At 72.5% G+C, this 15,680-nt stretch carries 15 protein-coding genes and 1 riboswitch; of the genes, 7 read left to right on the top strand and 8 right to left on the bottom strand.

Features of this window, described 5'->3' with window-relative positions:
- The first annotated feature begins 87 nt into the window (after window positions 1–87).
- The 7 genes from pyrH (at window position 88) to ABZZ17_RS21255 (ending at window position 7,931) form a co-directional block, all read left to right on the top strand.
- Window positions 88–867, top strand: a complete 780-nt coding sequence (pyrH, locus tag ABZZ17_RS21285; RefSeq protein WP_281207363.1) for a UMP kinase — start codon at window positions 88–90, stop codon at window positions 865–867.
- A 96-nt stretch (window positions 868–963) separates the two neighbouring features.
- Complete coding sequence (gene frr, locus ABZZ17_RS21280; protein WP_243630638.1) at window positions 964–1,521, top strand: ribosome recycling factor; 558 nt, start codon at window positions 964–966, stop codon at window positions 1,519–1,521.
- Window positions 1,521–2,597, top strand: coding sequence for a phosphatidate cytidylyltransferase (locus tag ABZZ17_RS21275; RefSeq protein ID WP_356877863.1), 1,077 nt, complete (start codon window positions 1,521–1,523; stop codon window positions 2,595–2,597). Before frr ends, ABZZ17_RS21275 begins: the two co-directional genes overlap by 1 nt.
- A 158-nt stretch (window positions 2,598–2,755) precedes the next feature.
- On the top strand, window positions 2,756–3,868 hold the full coding sequence (gene rlmN / locus ABZZ17_RS21270; RefSeq protein WP_356877862.1) for a 23S rRNA (adenine(2503)-C(2))-methyltransferase RlmN: 1,113 nt from the start codon (window positions 2,756–2,758) through the stop codon (window positions 3,866–3,868).
- 67 nt (window positions 3,869–3,935) lie between these two features.
- A riboswitch (TPP riboswitch) is annotated at window positions 3,936–4,045 on the top strand.
- A gap of 81 nt (window positions 4,046–4,126) precedes the next feature.
- The gene (locus ABZZ17_RS21265; protein WP_356877861.1) at window positions 4,127–5,224 is read left to right on the top strand and encodes a thiamine ABC transporter substrate-binding protein; all 1,098 of its coding nucleotides are present in this window, start codon (window positions 4,127–4,129) and stop codon (window positions 5,222–5,224) included.
- Between the two features lie 56 nt (window positions 5,225–5,280).
- The gene (locus tag ABZZ17_RS21260; protein ID WP_356877860.1) at window positions 5,281–6,897 is read left to right on the top strand and encodes an iron ABC transporter permease; all 1,617 of its coding nucleotides are present in this window, start codon (window positions 5,281–5,283) and stop codon (window positions 6,895–6,897) included.
- Window positions 6,897–7,931, top strand: a complete 1,035-nt coding sequence (locus ABZZ17_RS21255) for an ABC transporter ATP-binding protein (protein WP_356877859.1) — start codon at window positions 6,897–6,899, stop codon at window positions 7,929–7,931. Before ABZZ17_RS21260 ends, ABZZ17_RS21255 begins: the two co-directional genes overlap by 1 nt.
- A 32-nt stretch (window positions 7,932–7,963) precedes the next feature.
- On the opposite strand, the gene ABZZ17_RS21250 is transcribed toward ABZZ17_RS21255, so the two are convergent.
- From ABZZ17_RS21250 to ABZZ17_RS21215, 8 genes are all read right to left on the bottom strand, one after another.
- A complete protein-coding gene (locus ABZZ17_RS21250) occupies window positions 7,964–9,211 on the bottom strand; it encodes a cytochrome P450 (protein WP_356877858.1) in 1,248 nt (415 codons plus the stop codon).
- A gap of 58 nt (window positions 9,212–9,269) precedes the next feature.
- Window positions 9,270–10,664, bottom strand: a complete 1,395-nt coding sequence (locus ABZZ17_RS21245; protein ID WP_356877857.1) for an FAD-dependent oxidoreductase — start codon at window positions 10,662–10,664, stop codon at window positions 9,270–9,272.
- A complete protein-coding gene (locus ABZZ17_RS21240; RefSeq protein ID WP_356877856.1) occupies window positions 10,654–10,893 on the bottom strand; it encodes a ferredoxin in 240 nt (79 codons plus the stop codon). The genes ABZZ17_RS21245 and ABZZ17_RS21240 overlap by 11 nt, the downstream gene beginning before the upstream one ends.
- 60 nt (window positions 10,894–10,953) lie before the next feature.
- A complete protein-coding gene (locus ABZZ17_RS21235; RefSeq protein ID WP_356877855.1) occupies window positions 10,954–11,604 on the bottom strand; it encodes a hypothetical protein in 651 nt (216 codons plus the stop codon).
- A gap of 120 nt (window positions 11,605–11,724) precedes the next feature.
- Window positions 11,725–12,642, bottom strand: coding sequence for a hypothetical protein (locus ABZZ17_RS21230; RefSeq protein WP_356877854.1), 918 nt, complete (start codon window positions 12,640–12,642; stop codon window positions 11,725–11,727).
- A gap of 80 nt (window positions 12,643–12,722) precedes the next feature.
- Window positions 12,723–13,814, bottom strand: a complete 1,092-nt coding sequence (locus tag ABZZ17_RS21225; RefSeq protein ID WP_356877853.1) for a Rossmann fold nucleotide-binding protein — start codon at window positions 13,812–13,814, stop codon at window positions 12,723–12,725.
- A 26-nt stretch (window positions 13,815–13,840) separates the two neighbouring features.
- A complete protein-coding gene (locus tag ABZZ17_RS21220) occupies window positions 13,841–14,944 on the bottom strand; it encodes a hypothetical protein (protein ID WP_356877852.1) in 1,104 nt (367 codons plus the stop codon).
- Window positions 14,926–15,675 carry an ATP-binding cassette domain-containing protein gene (locus ABZZ17_RS21215; protein WP_356877851.1) on the bottom strand — a complete coding sequence of 250 codons (750 nt, stop codon included), beginning with the start codon at window positions 15,673–15,675 and terminating at the stop codon, window positions 14,926–14,928. The genes ABZZ17_RS21220 and ABZZ17_RS21215 overlap by 19 nt, the downstream gene beginning before the upstream one ends.
- Window positions 15,676–15,680: the final 5 nt, after the last annotated feature.

Genomic DNA, 15,680 nt, shown 5'->3' with positions numbered 1-15,680 from the left:
AGATCTGACGAGGAGGCCATTGCCGAAGAGGGAACCGCGAGGACCCACCGGCAATGGCCTTCTTCGTATGTGCACGAGGAGATCTCCATGAATCAGGGCGTGGACCCCCACACCGCTTCCGACGACAAGAGCGACCACGGCAAGAAGGGTCGCCGCTTCATGCTGAAGCTGTCCGGCGAAGCCTTCTCAGGCGGCGGCGGACTGGGTGTCGACCCTGACGTCGTGCACGCCATCGCCCGTGAGATCGCGGCCGTGGTCCGTGACGGCGCGGAGATCGCGATCGTCATCGGCGGCGGCAACTTCTTCCGCGGCGCCGAGCTGCAGCAGCGCGGCATGGACCGCGCGCGGTCCGACTACATGGGCATGCTCGGCACCGTCATGAACTGCCTCGCCCTCCAGGACTTCCTGGAGAAGGAAGGCATCGACAGCCGGGTCCAGACCGCCATCACCATGGGCCAGGTCGCGGAGCCGTACATCCCGCTCCGTGCCGTCCGGCACCTGGAGAAGGGCCGCGTCGTCATCTTCGGCGCCGGCATGGGCATGCCGTACTTCTCCACCGACACCACGGCCGCCCAGCGCGCCCTGGAGATCGACGCCGAGGCCCTGCTCATGGGCAAGAACGGTGTCGACGGGGTCTACGACTCCGACCCGAAGACCAACCCGGACGCGGTGAAGTTCGACGCGCTGGAGTACAGCGAGGTGCTGTCCCGGGACCTCAAGGTCGCCGATGCCACCGCCATCACGCTGTGCCGCGACAACCGGCTCCCGATCCTGGTCTTCGAACTCCTCGCCGAGGGCAATATCGCCCGCGCCGTCAAGGGTGAGAAGATCGGCACGCTCGTGAGCGACCAGGGCACCCGGGCCTGAGCGTTCCCCGGACCGGGCCCTTCCGGCCCGGTCCCGGGCGGCCCGTCCCGCCCCCGCCCGCCTGAACCATCCATATCTGACATGCAGGAGCACGTGGTGATCGAAGAAATCCTCCTCGAGGCCGAGGAGAAGATGGAGAAGGCCGTCGTCGTCGCCAAGGAAGACTTCGCCGCGATTCGCACGGGCCGTGCGCACCCGGCGATGTTCAACAAGATCGTGGCGGACTACTACGGTGCCATCACGCCCATCAACCAGCTGGCCTCCTTCGCGGTGCCCGAGCCGCGCATGGCCATCGTGACGCCGTTCGACGCGTCGGCGCTGCGCAACATCGAGCAGGCCATCCGCGACTCCGACCTCGGCGTCAACCCGAGCAACGACGGCCGCATCATCCGGGTGACCTTCCCCGAGCTGACGCAGGACCGCCGCAAGGAGTACATCAAGGTCGCCAAGAACAAGGCCGAGGACTCCAAGGTCTCCATCCGCTCCGTCCGCCGCAAGGCCAAGGACGCCCTTGACAAGCTCGTCAAGGACAAGGAGGCCGGCGAGGACGAGGTGCGCCGCGCGGAGAAGGAGCTCGACGACACCACCGCGAAGTACGTCGCGCAGGTGGACGAGCTGCTCAAGCACAAGGAAGCCGAGCTCCTCGAGGTCTGATGAACGACTCTCCCTGGGCCGCGGAGCCGGTTCCGGCGGGTCCCGCATACGATGCGCTGGTGGGCCCGCAGACTCGGCCCATGCCCATCGTGCCCGATGCCGCCGGCCGTGCCTTCGACGACCGGGAAGCACGCGATCGGGGGGCCGCCTTCGTCGGCGGCCCCCCGTTCCGCGCCGAGACGCCGTTGCAGGAGCCCATGCCCAGCCCTCCGCCTCCGCCTTCGCAGGCACCGCAGGACGCCTCCCCGCCGCCGCAGAAGAAGCGCGCGGGGCGGGATCTACGGGCCGCCATAGGGGTCGGGGTCGGCCTCGGAGCGGTGATCTTCGCCTCGCTGTTCATCGTCAAGGCCGTCTTCGTCGGTGTCGTCGTCGTCGCGGTCGTGGTGGGCCTGTGGGAGCTCACCTCCCGGCTGCAGGAGAAGAAGGGCATCAAGGCCCCGCTGGTCCCGCTCGCGGTCGGTGGCGCCGCCATGGTCATCGCCGGCTACGTCCGCGGGGCCGAGGGCGCCTGGGTCGCGATGGCCCTGACCGCCCTCGCGGTCCTGGTGTGGCGGATGACGGAACCGCCCGAGGACTACCTCAAGGACGTCACCGCAGGCGTCTTCGCGGCGTTCTACGTGCCCTTCCTGGCCACCTTCGTCGCGATGCTGCTCACCGCGGACGACGGCCCCCAGCGGGTCGTCACCTTCCTGGTCCTCACCGTGGTCAGCGACACGGGGGCCTACGCCGTGGGCTGGCGCTTCGGCAAGACGAAGCTCGCGCCGCGCATCAGCCCCGGAAAGACCCGCGAGGGACTGTTCGGCGCGGTGGCCTTCGCGATGGCCGCCGGCGCGCTGTGCATGGAGTTCCTGATCGAGGGGGGCTCCTGGTGGCAGGGCCTGGTCCTCGGCCTGGCCGTCGCGGTCAGCGCGACCCTGGGCGACCTGGGCGAATCGATGATCAAGCGCGACCTGGGCATCAAGGACATGGGCACCTTGCTGCCGGGGCACGGCGGCATCATGGACCGGCTCGACTCGCTCCTGCCGACCGCCCCGGTGGTCTGGCTGCTCCTGGCGGCCTTCGTCGGCACCGGCTGATCCACCGGCCGGTCCTCCAGCTGATCCACCGGCCGGTCCGTCGGCCGCGGCCGGCCCGGGACGGTGCCGGAGGAAAAGCTCCGGCCGGGCCGGGCGGTTACCCTTGAAGGGCGCGCTGCTTCTGCGGCGCGCCTTTCGTCTTACAAGGAGTACCTGCCATGGCCCGCCCCGTTCCGGGAGAGCTCACCTTCGTCGCCCCTCGCGGGGCCAAGAAGCCGCCCCGGCACCTCGCCGACCTCACGCCGGCCGAGCGCCGCGAGGCGGTGGCCGCCATCGGTGAGAAGCCGTTCCGGGCCAAGCAGCTCTCCCAGCACTACTTCGCCCGGTACGCGCACGACCCGGCCGAGTGGACCGACATCCCCGCGGCCTCCCGGGAGAAGCTCCAGCAGGAGCTGCTGCCCGACCTGATGAACGTCATCCGGCACATCAGCTGCGACAACGACACCACCCGCAAGACCCTGTGGAAGCTGCACGACGGCACGCTCGTCGAGTCCGTGCTGATGCGCTACCCCGACCGGGTCACCATGTGCATCTCCTCGCAGGCCGGCTGCGGCATGAACTGCCCGTTCTGCGCCACCGGCCAGGCCGGCCTCGACCGCAACCTCTCCACCGCCGAGATCGTGCACCAGATCGTCGACGGCATGCGCGCCCTGCGCGACGGCGAGGTCCCCGGCGGCCCGGCGCGGCTGTCGAACATCGTCTTCATGGGCATGGGCGAGCCGCTCGCCAACTACAACCGCGTCGTCGGCGCCATCCGCCGCCTCACCGACCCCGAGCCCGACGGCCTGGGCCTGTCGCAGCGCGGCATCACCGTATCCACCGTCGGGCTGGTCCCGGCCATGCTGCGCTTCGCCGACGAGGGCTTCAAGTGCCGCCTCGCCGTCTCGCTGCACGCCCCCGACGACGAGCTGCGCGACACCCTGGTCCCGGTGAACACCCGCTGGAACGTCCGCGAGGTCCTGGACGCGGCCTGGGAGTACGCCGAGAAGTCCGGCCGGCGCATCTCCATCGAGTACGCCCTGATCCGCGACATCAACGACCAGGCCTGGCGCGGTGACCTGCTCGGCAAGCTGCTCAAGGGCAAGCGGGTCCACGTCAACCTGATCCCGCTGAACCCGACGCCCGGCTCGAAGTGGACCGCCTCGCGGCCCGAGGACGAGAAGGCCTTCGTCGAGGCGATCGCCCGCCACGGCGTCCCCGTGACCGTGCGCGACACCCGCGGTCAGGAGATCGACGGCGCGTGCGGCCAGCTGGCCGCCTCGGAGCGCTAGGAAGGGCCGTTTTCGGCCCTGATCGATCAGATTCGGCCACGGGGTACCCTGTGGCCGAACCAATTTCATATTCCGACAGGGGAGCGCCACAGCGCTGAGAGTGCGGTATCCGTCATCCGCAGACCCTCTGAACCTCGCCCCGGTCATTCGGGGTAGGAAGTTCGGTCACCACTCATGCTGTTGCGCCCTGCCCGGCGTCCGCTCGCAAGAGCGCCGGGCAGGGCCGCGTCTTCTCCTGGTCATCCCAGGAGGAATCAAGTGAGCACCACCAAGAAGATCGCGGGCGCCGCGCTCGCGGCCGCGCTCGGCGTGACCACGCTCAGCGCGTGCGGCGGCGACGCCAAGGACACCCCGGCGGGCGCGAGCGACGCCCCGAAGTCCAAGACCGTCACGCTCGTCTCGCACGACTCCTTCAACGTGACCGACTCGGTCCTCAAGGAGTTCGAGCAGCAGAGCGGCTACACCGTCAAGCGCCTGAAGGCCGGAGACGCGGGCGCGGCCCTCAACCAGGAGATCCTCACCAAGGGCTCCCCGCGCGGCGACGTCTTCTTCGGGGTCGACAACACGCTGCTCTCGCGCGCCCTCGACAACGGGATCTTCACTCCGTACGAGGTCAAGGGCATGGACGGGATCAAGCCCGAGTTCATGCTCGACCAGCAGCACCGGGTCACGCCGGTCGACTCCGGCGACATCTGCGTCAACTACGACAAGCAGTACTTCGCCGACAAGAAGATCGCCCCGCCGCAGACGCTGGACGACCTGATCAAGCCGGAGTACAAGAACCTGCTGGTCACCGAGAACGCGGCGACCTCCTCGCCCGGCCTCGGCTTCCTCCTCGCCTCCGTCGGCAAGTACGGCGAGGACGGCTGGAAGGACTACTGGAGCAAGCTCAAGGCCAACGGCGTCGAGGTCGTCGACGGCTGGGAGCAGGCCTACAACGAGCGCTTCTCGGGCTCCGCGGGCGGCAAGAAGGCCAAGGGCGACCGCCCGCTGGTCGTCTCGTACGCCTCCAGCCCGCCGGTCGAGGTCCTCTACGGCGAGCCGCAGCCGGCCGAGGCCCCCACGGGCGTCTCCACCGGCACCTGCTTCCGCCAGACCGAGTTCGCGGGCCTGCTGAACGGCGCGAAGAACCCCGAGGGCGGCAAGGCACTCCTCGACTTCCTGGTGAGCAAGAAGTTCCAGGAGGACATGCCGCTCCAGATGTTCGTGAACCCGGTGGTCAAGGACGCGCAGCTGCCGGAGATCTTCACGAAGCACGGTGTGGTGATCGAGAAGCCGGAGAACGTCACCCCGGACGCCATCGCCAAGAACCGTGAGCAGTGGGTCAAGGCATGGTCCTCGCTCGTCGTGAAGTAGCACGCGAGAGCTCCCCGAAGGAGGGCGGGCGGGCCACCGCCGTCAGGCTGGGCCTGATGGCGGTGCCGCTCGTCTTCTTCGGGCTGTTCTTCGCCTATCCCGTGGCGGCGATCGTCGGCCGCGGGCTCAAGACGGACGAGGGCTGGCAGTTCGGACGGATCGGCGAGGTGCTGGCCCAGCCCGACATCGCCGACGTGCTGTGGTTCACCACCTGGCAGGCGCTCGCCTCCACCGTGCTCACCCTCCTGATCGCGCTCCCCGGCGCGTATGTCTTCGCGCGCTTGGAGTTCCCCGGCAAGCAGCTGCTGCGCGCCGTGGTGACCGTCCCGTTCGTGCTGCCGACCGTGGTGGTCGGCACCGCCTTCCTCGCGCTGGTCGGCCGGGGCGGGCTGCTGGACGAGCTGTGGGGCGTCCGCCTCGACACCACCGTCTGGGCGATCCTGCTGGCGCACGTCTTCTTCAACTACGCCGTCGTCATCCGTACCGTCGGCGGGCTGTGGGCCCAGCTGGACCCCCGCCAGGAGGAAGCCGCCCGGGTCCTCGGCGCGGGGCGCCTGCGGGCCTGGCGGCGGGTGACGCTGCCCGCGCTCGGGCCCGCCGTGGCGGCCGCCTCGCTGATGGTGTTCCTGTTCACCTTCACCTCCTTCGGCGTCGTGCAGATCCTGGGCGGTCCCTCGTACTCCACCCTGGAGGTGGAGGTCTACCGGCAGACCGCGCAGCTGCTGGACCTGCCGACGGCCGCCGTGCTGACGCTCGTGCAGTTCGCCGCGGTCGGCGCGATCCTCGCCCTGCACGCCTGGACGGTGCGCCGGCGGGAGACCGCGCTGCGGCTGGTCGACCCGGCGCGCACCGCGCACCGACCGCGCGGCTGGGCCCAGCGGGCGCTGCTGGGCGGGGTGCTGCTGACGGTGGCGCTGCTGATCGTGCTGCCGCTGGGCGTGCTGGTCGAGCGGTCCTTCGACGCGCCCGGCGGGTACGGGTTCGGCTTCTACCGGGCCTTGCAGGACGAGGGGGCCGGTGGCGGAACGTTCCTGGTGCCGCCGCTGGAGGCGATCTGGAACTCCCTGCGGTACGCGCTGGCCGCCACCGCCATCGCCCTGTTCGTCGGCGGTCTGGCCGCCGCCGCGCTGACCCGGCGCGCGGGCCGCTTCGTGCGCGGCTTCGACGCGCTGCTGATGCTCCCGCTCGGCGTGTCCGCCGTGACGGTGGGCTTCGGCTTCCTGATCACCATGGACGAGCCGCCGCTGGACCTGCGGACCTCGTGGATCCTGGTGCCGCTGGCGCAGGCACTGGTCGGGGTGCCGTTCGTCGTACGGACCATGCTGCCGGTCCTGCGGGCGGTGGACGGGCGGCTGCGGGAGGCGGCCGCCGTGCTGGGCGCGTCCCCGCTGCGGGCCTGGCGCGAGGTGGACCTGCCGCTGGTGCGGCGGGCCCTGCTGATCGCGGCGGGGTTCGCCTTCGCGGTGTCGCTCGGCGAGTTCGGAGCGACCGTGTTCATCGCCCGCGCGGACAGCCCGACGCTGCCCGTGGCCGTCGCCCGGCTGCTGGGCCGGGCCGGCGAGGTGAACTACGGGCAGGCCATGGCCCTGAGCACGATTCTGATGCTGGTGTGCGCGGTGTCCCTGCTGGTGCTGGAGCGGCTGCGACCCGACAAGACCTCGGGAGAGTTCTGATGACCCTGCTCCGTCTGGAAGGGGTGACGGTCCGCTTCGGCGAGCGCGCGGTCGTGGACGCCGTCGACCTGGAGGTCGCCGAGCACGAGACCGTCTGCGTCCTGGGGCCGAGCGGCAGCGGCAAGTCCACCCTGCTGCGGGTGGTGGCCGGACTCCAGCCGGTCTCGGGCGGGCGGGTCCTGCTGGGCGGCGCCGACCAGGCCGCGGTGCCCGTGCACCGGCGGGGCGTCGGGCTGATGTTCCAGGACCACCAGCTGTTCCCGCACCGCGACGTCGGCGGGAACGTCGCCTTCGGCCTGCGGATGCGGGGCTCTTCGAAGGCGGCCTACGGGGCCCAGGTCGCGGAGCTCCTGGAGCTGGTCGGGCTCCCCGGGGCGCAGGGCCGGGCGGTGGCCTCCCTGTCGGGCGGCGAACAGCAGCGGGTCGCGCTGGCCCGGGCGCTCGCCCCCTCACCGCGGCTGCTGATGCTGGACGAACCGCTCGGCCAGCTGGACCGGGGGCTGCGCGAACGGCTCGTCGTCGAGCTCCAGGGGCTCTTCTCCCGGCTCGGTACGACCGTGCTGGCCGTCACCCACGACCAGGGGGAGGCCTTCGCGCTGGCCGACCGCGTCGTGGTGATGCGGGACGGGCGGATCGCGCAGGCGGGCACCCCGCTGGAGGTGTGGCAGCGGCCGGCGTCGGAGTTCGTCGCCCGGTTCCTCGGCTTCGAGAACGTGGTCCCCGCGACGGTGTCGGCGGGGGCCGCCGCCACCCCGTGGGGGAAGGTCCCGGTACCGGCCGGGGCGGCGGAGGGCGAACGGCAGCTGCTGATCAGGCCCGCCGGAGTGCTCCTGGCCGAGGAGGGCCTGCGCTGCGAGGTGCTGTCCCGCACCTTCCGCGGCACGCACGTGGCGCTGCTGCTGCGGCCCGGGGCGGGACCGGTCCTGGAGGCCGAGTGCGAGCTGGCCGGGGCGCCGGCCGTGGGCGACCGGGTGTCGGTGGCCTTCGCCCCGGGCGAGGTCGTCGTCCTGCCGACGGGACCGGGGTCCGCCTGACGCCCCCGCCCGACGGACGGGGGCGTCAGGCCTCAGGCGGCGATGCCGTCACACGCGATCGGCAGGTGGCGGGGGCCGCGCAGCACCGCGTTCTGGCGGTACGGGGGCGGGTCCTCCAGCAGCCTCGGGTTCTCCAGCCTGCGGGCCAGCTCGCTCAGCGCGAGCTGCGCCTCCAGCCGGGCCAGCGGAGCCCCGAAGCAGCTGTGGATCCCGCTGCCGAGGCCCAGGTGCTGGATGTCCCCGCGGTCGGGGTCGAAGCGGTCCGGGTGCTCGAAGCGCTGGGGGTCCCGGTTGCCGGACGCCAGGATCAGCCAGAGCGAGGCGCCCTTCGGGATGGTGACGCCGCCCACCTCGATCTCGCCGAGCGTGGTGCGCTGGGGCAGCAGCTGCACCGGCGGCTCGTACCGCAGCAGCTCCTCGACGATGGGCACGGCCAGCTCCGGGTCCCGGCGCAGCCGCTCCAGGACGTCCGGGTGGCGCAGCAGGGTGAGCATCCCGTTGGTGATCAGGTTGACCGTGGTCTCGTGGCCCGCGATCAGCAGCAGCGCCGAGGTGCTGAGCGCCTCCATGGTGGTCATGGCGCCGTCGGGCCCGTCCGCGGTCGCCAGGTGCGACAGCATGTCGTCGCCGGGGCTCTTGCGCCGCTCCTCGATCAGCCCGGCCAGGTACATGCCGAGTTCCATCCGGGCGTCCATGGCCTTCTTGCCGTGCTGCGCCGGGTCGGCGTCCGGGTCGGGGTCGAGGCTGGCGGCGAGGGTGTCGGCCCATACGTGGAAGCGCGGCTCGTCCTCGGGCGGGATCCCGAGCAGGCGGCAGATCACCGTGACCGGGAACGGGTAGGCGAACTGGTCGACGAGGTCGATCCGGTCCAGCCCGTCGGCCGCCACGATGTCGTCGAACAGCCCGGACACGATGCCGCTGAGCTCGCCGCGCATGTCGTGCACGCGGTGCGGGGAGTGCGGCGGGCCGAACGGCCGGTTCGTCATCCGGCGCAGCCGGTCGTGGTCCGGCGGGTCGAGCTTGAGGAAGGACGGCGGCAGGGCGGGCGTCCCCTCCTCCCCGCCCTCGGCGAGCGGGTCGTCCGCCGTCGACGTCAGGTTGCGGGAGTCGGAGCTGATGCGCGGGTCGTGCAGGAGGCTCTGGATCTCGTAGTACGTGCTGATCACGTACGGGCCGTCCCCGTCGTGGGACACGGGCGTCTTGCGGAGTTCCTCGTACAGCGGGTACGGGTTCGCGCGGTTCGCGGGGTCCAGGATCTCCCGCAGGATGGCTTGTGTCATGGCAGGTCCTCGTGCTCCTCGGGGGTCCTCGGGACGGGGCGGGGGACGGGCGCGCGGTTCAGGGGTGCCCCGGGGTGAACGTCATCTTCCGGTCGGCCGGCGAGTACCCGGTGAGGGAGATGGTCGGGCCGTGCGTCGGCACCGAGGGGTCCGGGAAGTCCGCGGGCATCGGCTTGTGCCCTTCGGGCCTGCGGTCCACGGTCGGGAAGGGCGGCGGGAACGCGGTGTTCGCCTCGATCATCTGCTGGTAGAAGGGCAGCCAGCGGCAGTTGTCGAAGGTCACCGCCGCGATCACCCGGCCCTGGTAGCCGTAGACGCCGGCGAAGTGCCGCTCGTCGCGCGAACCCTGGGTGATCATGATCTCGGTGCCCATCGGCGGAACCCCGACCGACTTGATGTTCACACCGAACTGGGAGGACCAGAACGCCGGCACCCACAGGTGGGGGCGGCGGTCCGTGCTCTCGCTGAGCATGTTGTGCGCCGCCGTCTCGGCCTGGGCCACGGCGTTGCCCCAGTGCTCCAGCGACAGGAACTGGTACCCGAAGAGGGCGTGCGGGGAGCGTGCCACGTCACCCGCCACGTAGATGTCGTCCGTGACGATGCCCCGGACGTCGAAGGCCCGGCAGCCCGCGTCGCAGGCGATGCCGCGGGGTCCCGCGCCCAGCCCGGACCCGGCCAGCCATTCGGTGTTGCGCTGGGCGCCGAGCGAGACGACCACGACGTCCGCCTCGACGGAGGTCCCGTCCGACAGGTGGGCGGCACGGAACCGCCCCGCCGGGTCCCCCTCCAGGGCTGTCACCATGACCCCGGTGCGCAGGTCGACGCCGTTCTCGCGGTGCATCTCGGCGGCGACCTCGCCGATGACCCCGCCGAGCGCGCCGACCAGGGGCGCCGCGCCGCGCTCGGCGACGGTGACGGGCAGCCCCCGCTCCCGGCAGGCCGAGGCGATCTCGGAGCCGGTGAACCCGGCGCCGATCACCAGCACCCGTCGGGGACCGGCGGCGAGGGCGCGTTCCAGGCCGACGGCGTCGTCCCGGGTGCGGAGCACGAAGACGCCGTCGAGCGCGCCCTCCTCCGCGTTGGGCCAGGGCCTGGCCCGCACGCCCGTCGCGATGAGCAGCCGGTCGTACTCCACCTCTTCGCCGTCCGCGAGCCGGACCCGCCGTTCCGCCATGTCCAGTCCGTTGGCCGGGACCCCGAGGCGCCACTCGGCGCCGATGTCCCGGCGGCGGGGGAGGGCGGTGTGGTCCGCGGCCGCTTTGCCGAGGAGGACCTGTTTCGACAGCGGGGGCCGGTCGTAGGGCTCGTACGGCTCGTCGCCGATCATGGTCAGCGAACCGGTGAAGCCCTTGTCCCGCATGGTTTCGGCGGCCCGCAGACCGGCCAGGGAAGCGCCGACGACCACGATCCGGCCGTCGCGCTTGAGCCGTTCCAGGTTGCCGTCAGCGTGCACCGTGCGCCTCCGTGGTGGTGAGCGCCGTCAGGTCCGAGTCCTCCAGTTCGAGGAGGATGGCCCCGACGGGACAGGCGGCGACGGCGCGCAGGACGTTCTCGCGCTGCTCCGGATCCGCCTCGGGGTTGTACAGCAGCGATTCGTCGCCGTGCATGGCGAACACGTCCGGAGCGAGGAACGCGCACTGCGCGTATCCCTGGCAGCGGTTGAGGTCGACGACAAGCCTCATGGGGCATCAGCCTTTCCGTGGCCCTTGCGATCCCCGTCGTCCCCGAGCCCCTCCCTTCACTCAGGATGCACGGGAGGGCCGGGGTCCGCCCGCCGGGCGGCCGGGGCGCCTGGCGGCCCGCACGATGTGGGCGCCCACGACCAGGGCCCAGGCCGGGAGGATCAGCTCGGACCACGGCACGCCGGACCCGATGACGATCAGGATCAGCCCGGTCGCGTACCCCAGCAGGGCGATCGGGCGCGGGAAGATCCCCAGGCGGCGCCCGATGGTGGAGGTCGCGAAGACGAAGACGGCCGCCATGCGCATCGCGTACGTCGTCAGGATCGTGTACGCGTAGTCGCGGCCGAAGACGGTGTCCGTGCCCTCCGCGAGCACGGTGCCCGCGGAACCGGCGGCGACGAACAGGGTGGCGACGAAGACGAAGCCGCTGCCGAGGAAGACGGTGGACACGAACCGGTCCTCGGCCTCGCCGGCGTGGGCGCGCAGGGCGCCCATGAACCACAGGAAGAAGATCCCGGCGAACGGGACGATCTCCAGGGCCAGCCGTACCGCCCACCGCTCACCGGGGTCGACCACCGCGTCGGCGGCGCTGCCGGCCGGTACGGCGATCCGCATCAGCACGATCGCCGTACCGAGCAGCAGGGCGAAGACGATCCCGGCCGTCCCGGCGGCCCGGGGCGTGCGCAGCCGCTCGCTCGTGGACTCCTCCATGGACCTCTCGCTCTCTCCCCCGTCCAGCAAGCGGCAGCGACCGCAGGGCCGCCACCAGGGGGCCGCCGGGCGGGTGAGCCGCGCGGGTGAGCCGGGCGGGGGAGAGGGCGCGGGACCGGGCTACCGGACGGGTACCGGGACCGGGGCCTCGGTCGCCCCCGCCCCCGTTTCCTCCTCGGCCTCGTGCTTGCCGTACCAGGCGACGGCGACCGCACCGGCCACGGCCAGCACGAAGCCGAGGACGGCCAGCCAGGCCAGGCCGGGCCGCGAGGCGTCGCCGAGCCAGATCACGCCGATGGCACCGGGGAGCACGGTCTCGCCGACGACGAGGGCGGCGGTCGCGCCGTTCACCGAGCCGATCTGCAGGGCGACGGTGTGCAGGTACATGCCGCCGAAGCCCGCCGCCAGGATGGCGTACAGGGCCGGGTCGCCGAGGAAGGAGCCGAGGTCGAACGGGTCGACCCCGTTCAGGATGCGGACGCCGACCCCCAGCGCGCCGAAGCCCAGACCGGACAGCAGACCCGCCAGGATCGCCGCGTTGCCGCCGAGGAGGCGCACGGCGACGGTGCCGCCGACCATCAGGAACAGGGTGATGCCCAGCAGCCACCAGTGGGTGGCCATCGGGGCGTGGTGGCCGCCCTCGTGGCCCGCCGCCGTGGCGAGCAGCACCAGCGCCGCGCAGACGACGCCGATCGACGTCCACTCCTTGCGGGTGAGGCGGATGCCGAGCATCTTCACGCTCAGCACGGCCGTGATCACGAGGTTGGCGCTGATCACGGTCTGGGAGAGGAACAGCGGCAGCATCCGGGCGGCCAGCGCGCCGAGCCCGAAGCCCACGAAGTCGAGGATGGTGCCGACGATGAACTCCCAGGTCATCGCGGCTTTGGCGGTGGAGGTCAGGTTGGGTCCGCCGTGCGCGGTCACCCCGGCGGCGGCCGGGGACATCCGGGCCGCCCGCCGCGAGCCCACGGCTTGCAGGACGGATCCCGTGCCGTAGCAGATGGACGCCGCGACAGCGGTCAGCAGGCCTATGAGCACAGAGGGCTCCGTTCACGTCTGGCAGGTTTCGCGTTACCTCTGCCAGACGTGAGAAACGGATGAGAAGTTGCCTCGCGGGGTCAGCGCATTGAGGCGAGGACGTCCGGGACCTCGTCCACGGAGTCCACCAGCGCGATCCGGGACTCCATCGCGCGGCCCCGGGCCAGCGCCCTGAGCAGGGGCCACACCGGCAGGTGTTCGGTCCAGTGGGTACGGTCCACCAGGACCATCGGGGTCGGCTCGCCCCGCGACGCGTAGTAGTTCGGCGTCGCGTTGTCGAAGACCTCCTGGACGGTTCCGGCCGCGCCGGGCAGGAACACGACGCCCGCGTTCGAGCGGGCCAGCAGCCCGTCCTCGCGGGTGGCGTTCGCGAAGTACTTGGCGATGTGGCCCGCGAAGGCGTTCGGCGGCTCGTGACCGTAGAACCAGGTCGGGATCCCCGTCGAATCGCCGCCGTCGGGCCAGCGCTCCCGTACGGCGAAGGCCGCGCGGGCCCAGTCGGAGACCGACGGGGTGAAGGAGGGGACCTTGGCGAGCAGCTCCAGCGCTTCGCCGAGGGCCCCGTCCGGGGCGGGGGCCAGGTAGGCGCCGAGGTTGGCGGCCTCCATGGCGCCGGGGCCGCCGCCCGTGGCGACCGTGAACCCGGAGCGGCTCAGCGCGCGGCCGAGCTCGGCCGCCCCGCGGTAGTCCGCACCGCCGCGGGCCATGGCGTGCCCGCCCATGACGCCCACCACGCGGGCGCCCGACAGGTGCTCGTCGAGGGCGTCGGAGATCGCGTCGTCGTGCACCGAGCGGAGCATCGAGGAGAAGACGTCGCCGTCGGTCCCGGTCTCCTGGAACCAGGTGTAGGCCTGGGCGTCCGGGGTGGCCTCGTAGCCCTCGGCCAGGCCGGTGAAGAGCTCCTCGGCCGTGTAGAGCAGGCCCCGGTACGGGTTGAACGGCAGGTCCGGCACCGGAGGGAAGACGAGCGCGCCGTCGGCGCGGACCTTCACCGAGGCGTCGGGCTCCATCGGGCAGCCCAGGAACACCGCGGCGGAGGTGTCGGCGGACAGCAGCGCGAAGGTCCGCTCCAGCAGGTTGACCGACTGGACGCGGTAGCCGCTCAGGGAACCCCGGGCGACGACACGGTCGAATTCGGCGAGCGTCTCGATCTCGATGTCTGCGTTGACCATTCGGCCCACCCTAAGGGCCGTTTCCGTCAGCGGGTCAACGCCAGGGACGTCAGCTGCGCCACACCCCAGCACAGCGGAAGGCACACCGCGAGCAGTGCTCCGGCCCGCACCGTAGCCGCCGTACGCAGCACCGTTCCGGGGGTTCCGAGGTCGAGGAGGGCGGCCCGGGCGGCGGACCGGGACTGCCTCGATTCGACCGCCGATGTGAGAAGGGTCGCGGCCGCGCACAGCGCCACGAGCAGGGCGGCGGGTCCGGTGAGCGGGCCCAGCGGGTCGATCGGTCCGGCCCGGCCGCGCAGGGCGACGGCCGTCAGGGCGGCCGCGCCGACCGCGCACAGCACCCCGAGGGGCCGGCCCAGCCGGGGGGCCTCCTCCTGGAGGGCCCGGCCGGCCAGCAGCCGGAGCGCGCCCGGGCGGGCGGCCTGGACGAGGGTTCCGCAGGTGTAGGCGAGCCCCGGCCCGGCGAGGGCGAGCCCGGCGGCGATGAGGGCCCAGCCGGCCGGCATCGCCGCCCCGTCCGGGCCGGTGTAGGCCTCGACGGTCAGTCCGCACGCGGTGAGCGCCACCCCCCACGGCACCCCGGTCAGGGGGGACGGCGCCGGGGCCGGGGCGATGGCCCCGCGCGGCAGGGGGCGGGGGCGCAGGGCGAGGGCCGTGGCGGCCGAGGCGGTCAGCGGGACCAGGGTCAGCAGGGTGAGGGCGGCCGCGACGGGCAGCGGCTGTTCGGCGTGCAGCAGCCGGGCGCCCGTGCCGTCGAACGGCAGCCCGGTCAGCTCGCCCCGCAGGTGCAGGAACGCGGCCAGGGCCAGGGCGCTGCCGAGGGCGCACGCGACGGCGGTGGAGACCGCTGCGGCCAGGGCGAGCCGTACGGGTCCGAGTCCGACGGCGTCCAGCCCCTCGCGGGGCCGGGTCGCCGGGTCGGTCCTGGCCACGGCCACGGCGAACTGGACGGTCGCGGCCAGCGGCACCAGGGCCCACAACAGGCGCGGGAACGATCCGGCAGGTCGGGCGGTCGCCCCGGCGAGGACGTACAGCAGCAGGAATCCGGTGCCGGCCGAGGCCGCGGCGACGAGCAGCCGCCGCAGCTGTACGAGGGGCCGGGAGCCGCGGGCTAGGCGGAGAGCGAGCACGCGGCCTGGTCCTCCGTCGTCCGGGGGGAGCCGTCCTCGGCGGTGGCCGGGCGGCCGTCGAGGAGGGCCAGGCCGCGGTCGGCCGCGGCGGCGCTCTCCTCGTCGTGGGTGGCGAGCAGCACGGTGATCCCGTGCGAGCGGGCGGCGGTGGTGAGCGTGCGCAGGAGCAGGGCCCGCTCGGCGCGGTGCAGGGGGGCCGTCGGCTCGTCGGCGAAGAGCACGGCCGGCTCGCCGACCAGGGCACGGGCCAGCGCGACCCGCTGGGACTCGGACCGGGTCAGGGCGCCGGGGCGTTTGCGGGCGAAGGCGCCGATGTCCAGGCGGTCCAGCCACTCGCAGGCGGCGTGCTTGGCGGCGCGGTGCGCGACGCCGGCGAGCAGCAGCGGCAGGGCCGTGTTCTCCCACACCTTGAGCTCGGGCAGCAGCTGCGGCTCGGGGCCGATCCAGGCGAACCGGTCGCGGCGCAGGCGCTCGCGGGCCAGGGCTCCCAGGGTGTGGACGGGGACGCCGTCGAACCAGACCTCGCCCTGTTCCGGGACCAGCTGCCCGGCCAGGCAGCGCAGCAGGGTGGTCTTCCCGCTGCCGCGGGGGCCGGTCACGGCCAGGATCTCGCCCTGCCGCACGCCGGCGGAGACCCCGATCAGGCCGGGGGAACCGCTGTGGGAGTAGTGAAGGGACCGCGCCCACAGGACGTCATCGTCTGGCGGGGCAGTGTCCGGTGGAGCCACCATGGCGT

It is taken from the genome of Streptomyces sp. NPDC006512 (assembly GCF_040611935.1).
Taxonomy (GTDB): Bacteria; Actinomycetota; Actinomycetes; order Streptomycetales; family Streptomycetaceae; genus Streptomyces.
Note: the sequence above shows the minus strand (reverse complement) of the source record. Positions and strands in the feature narration are given on the sequence as shown.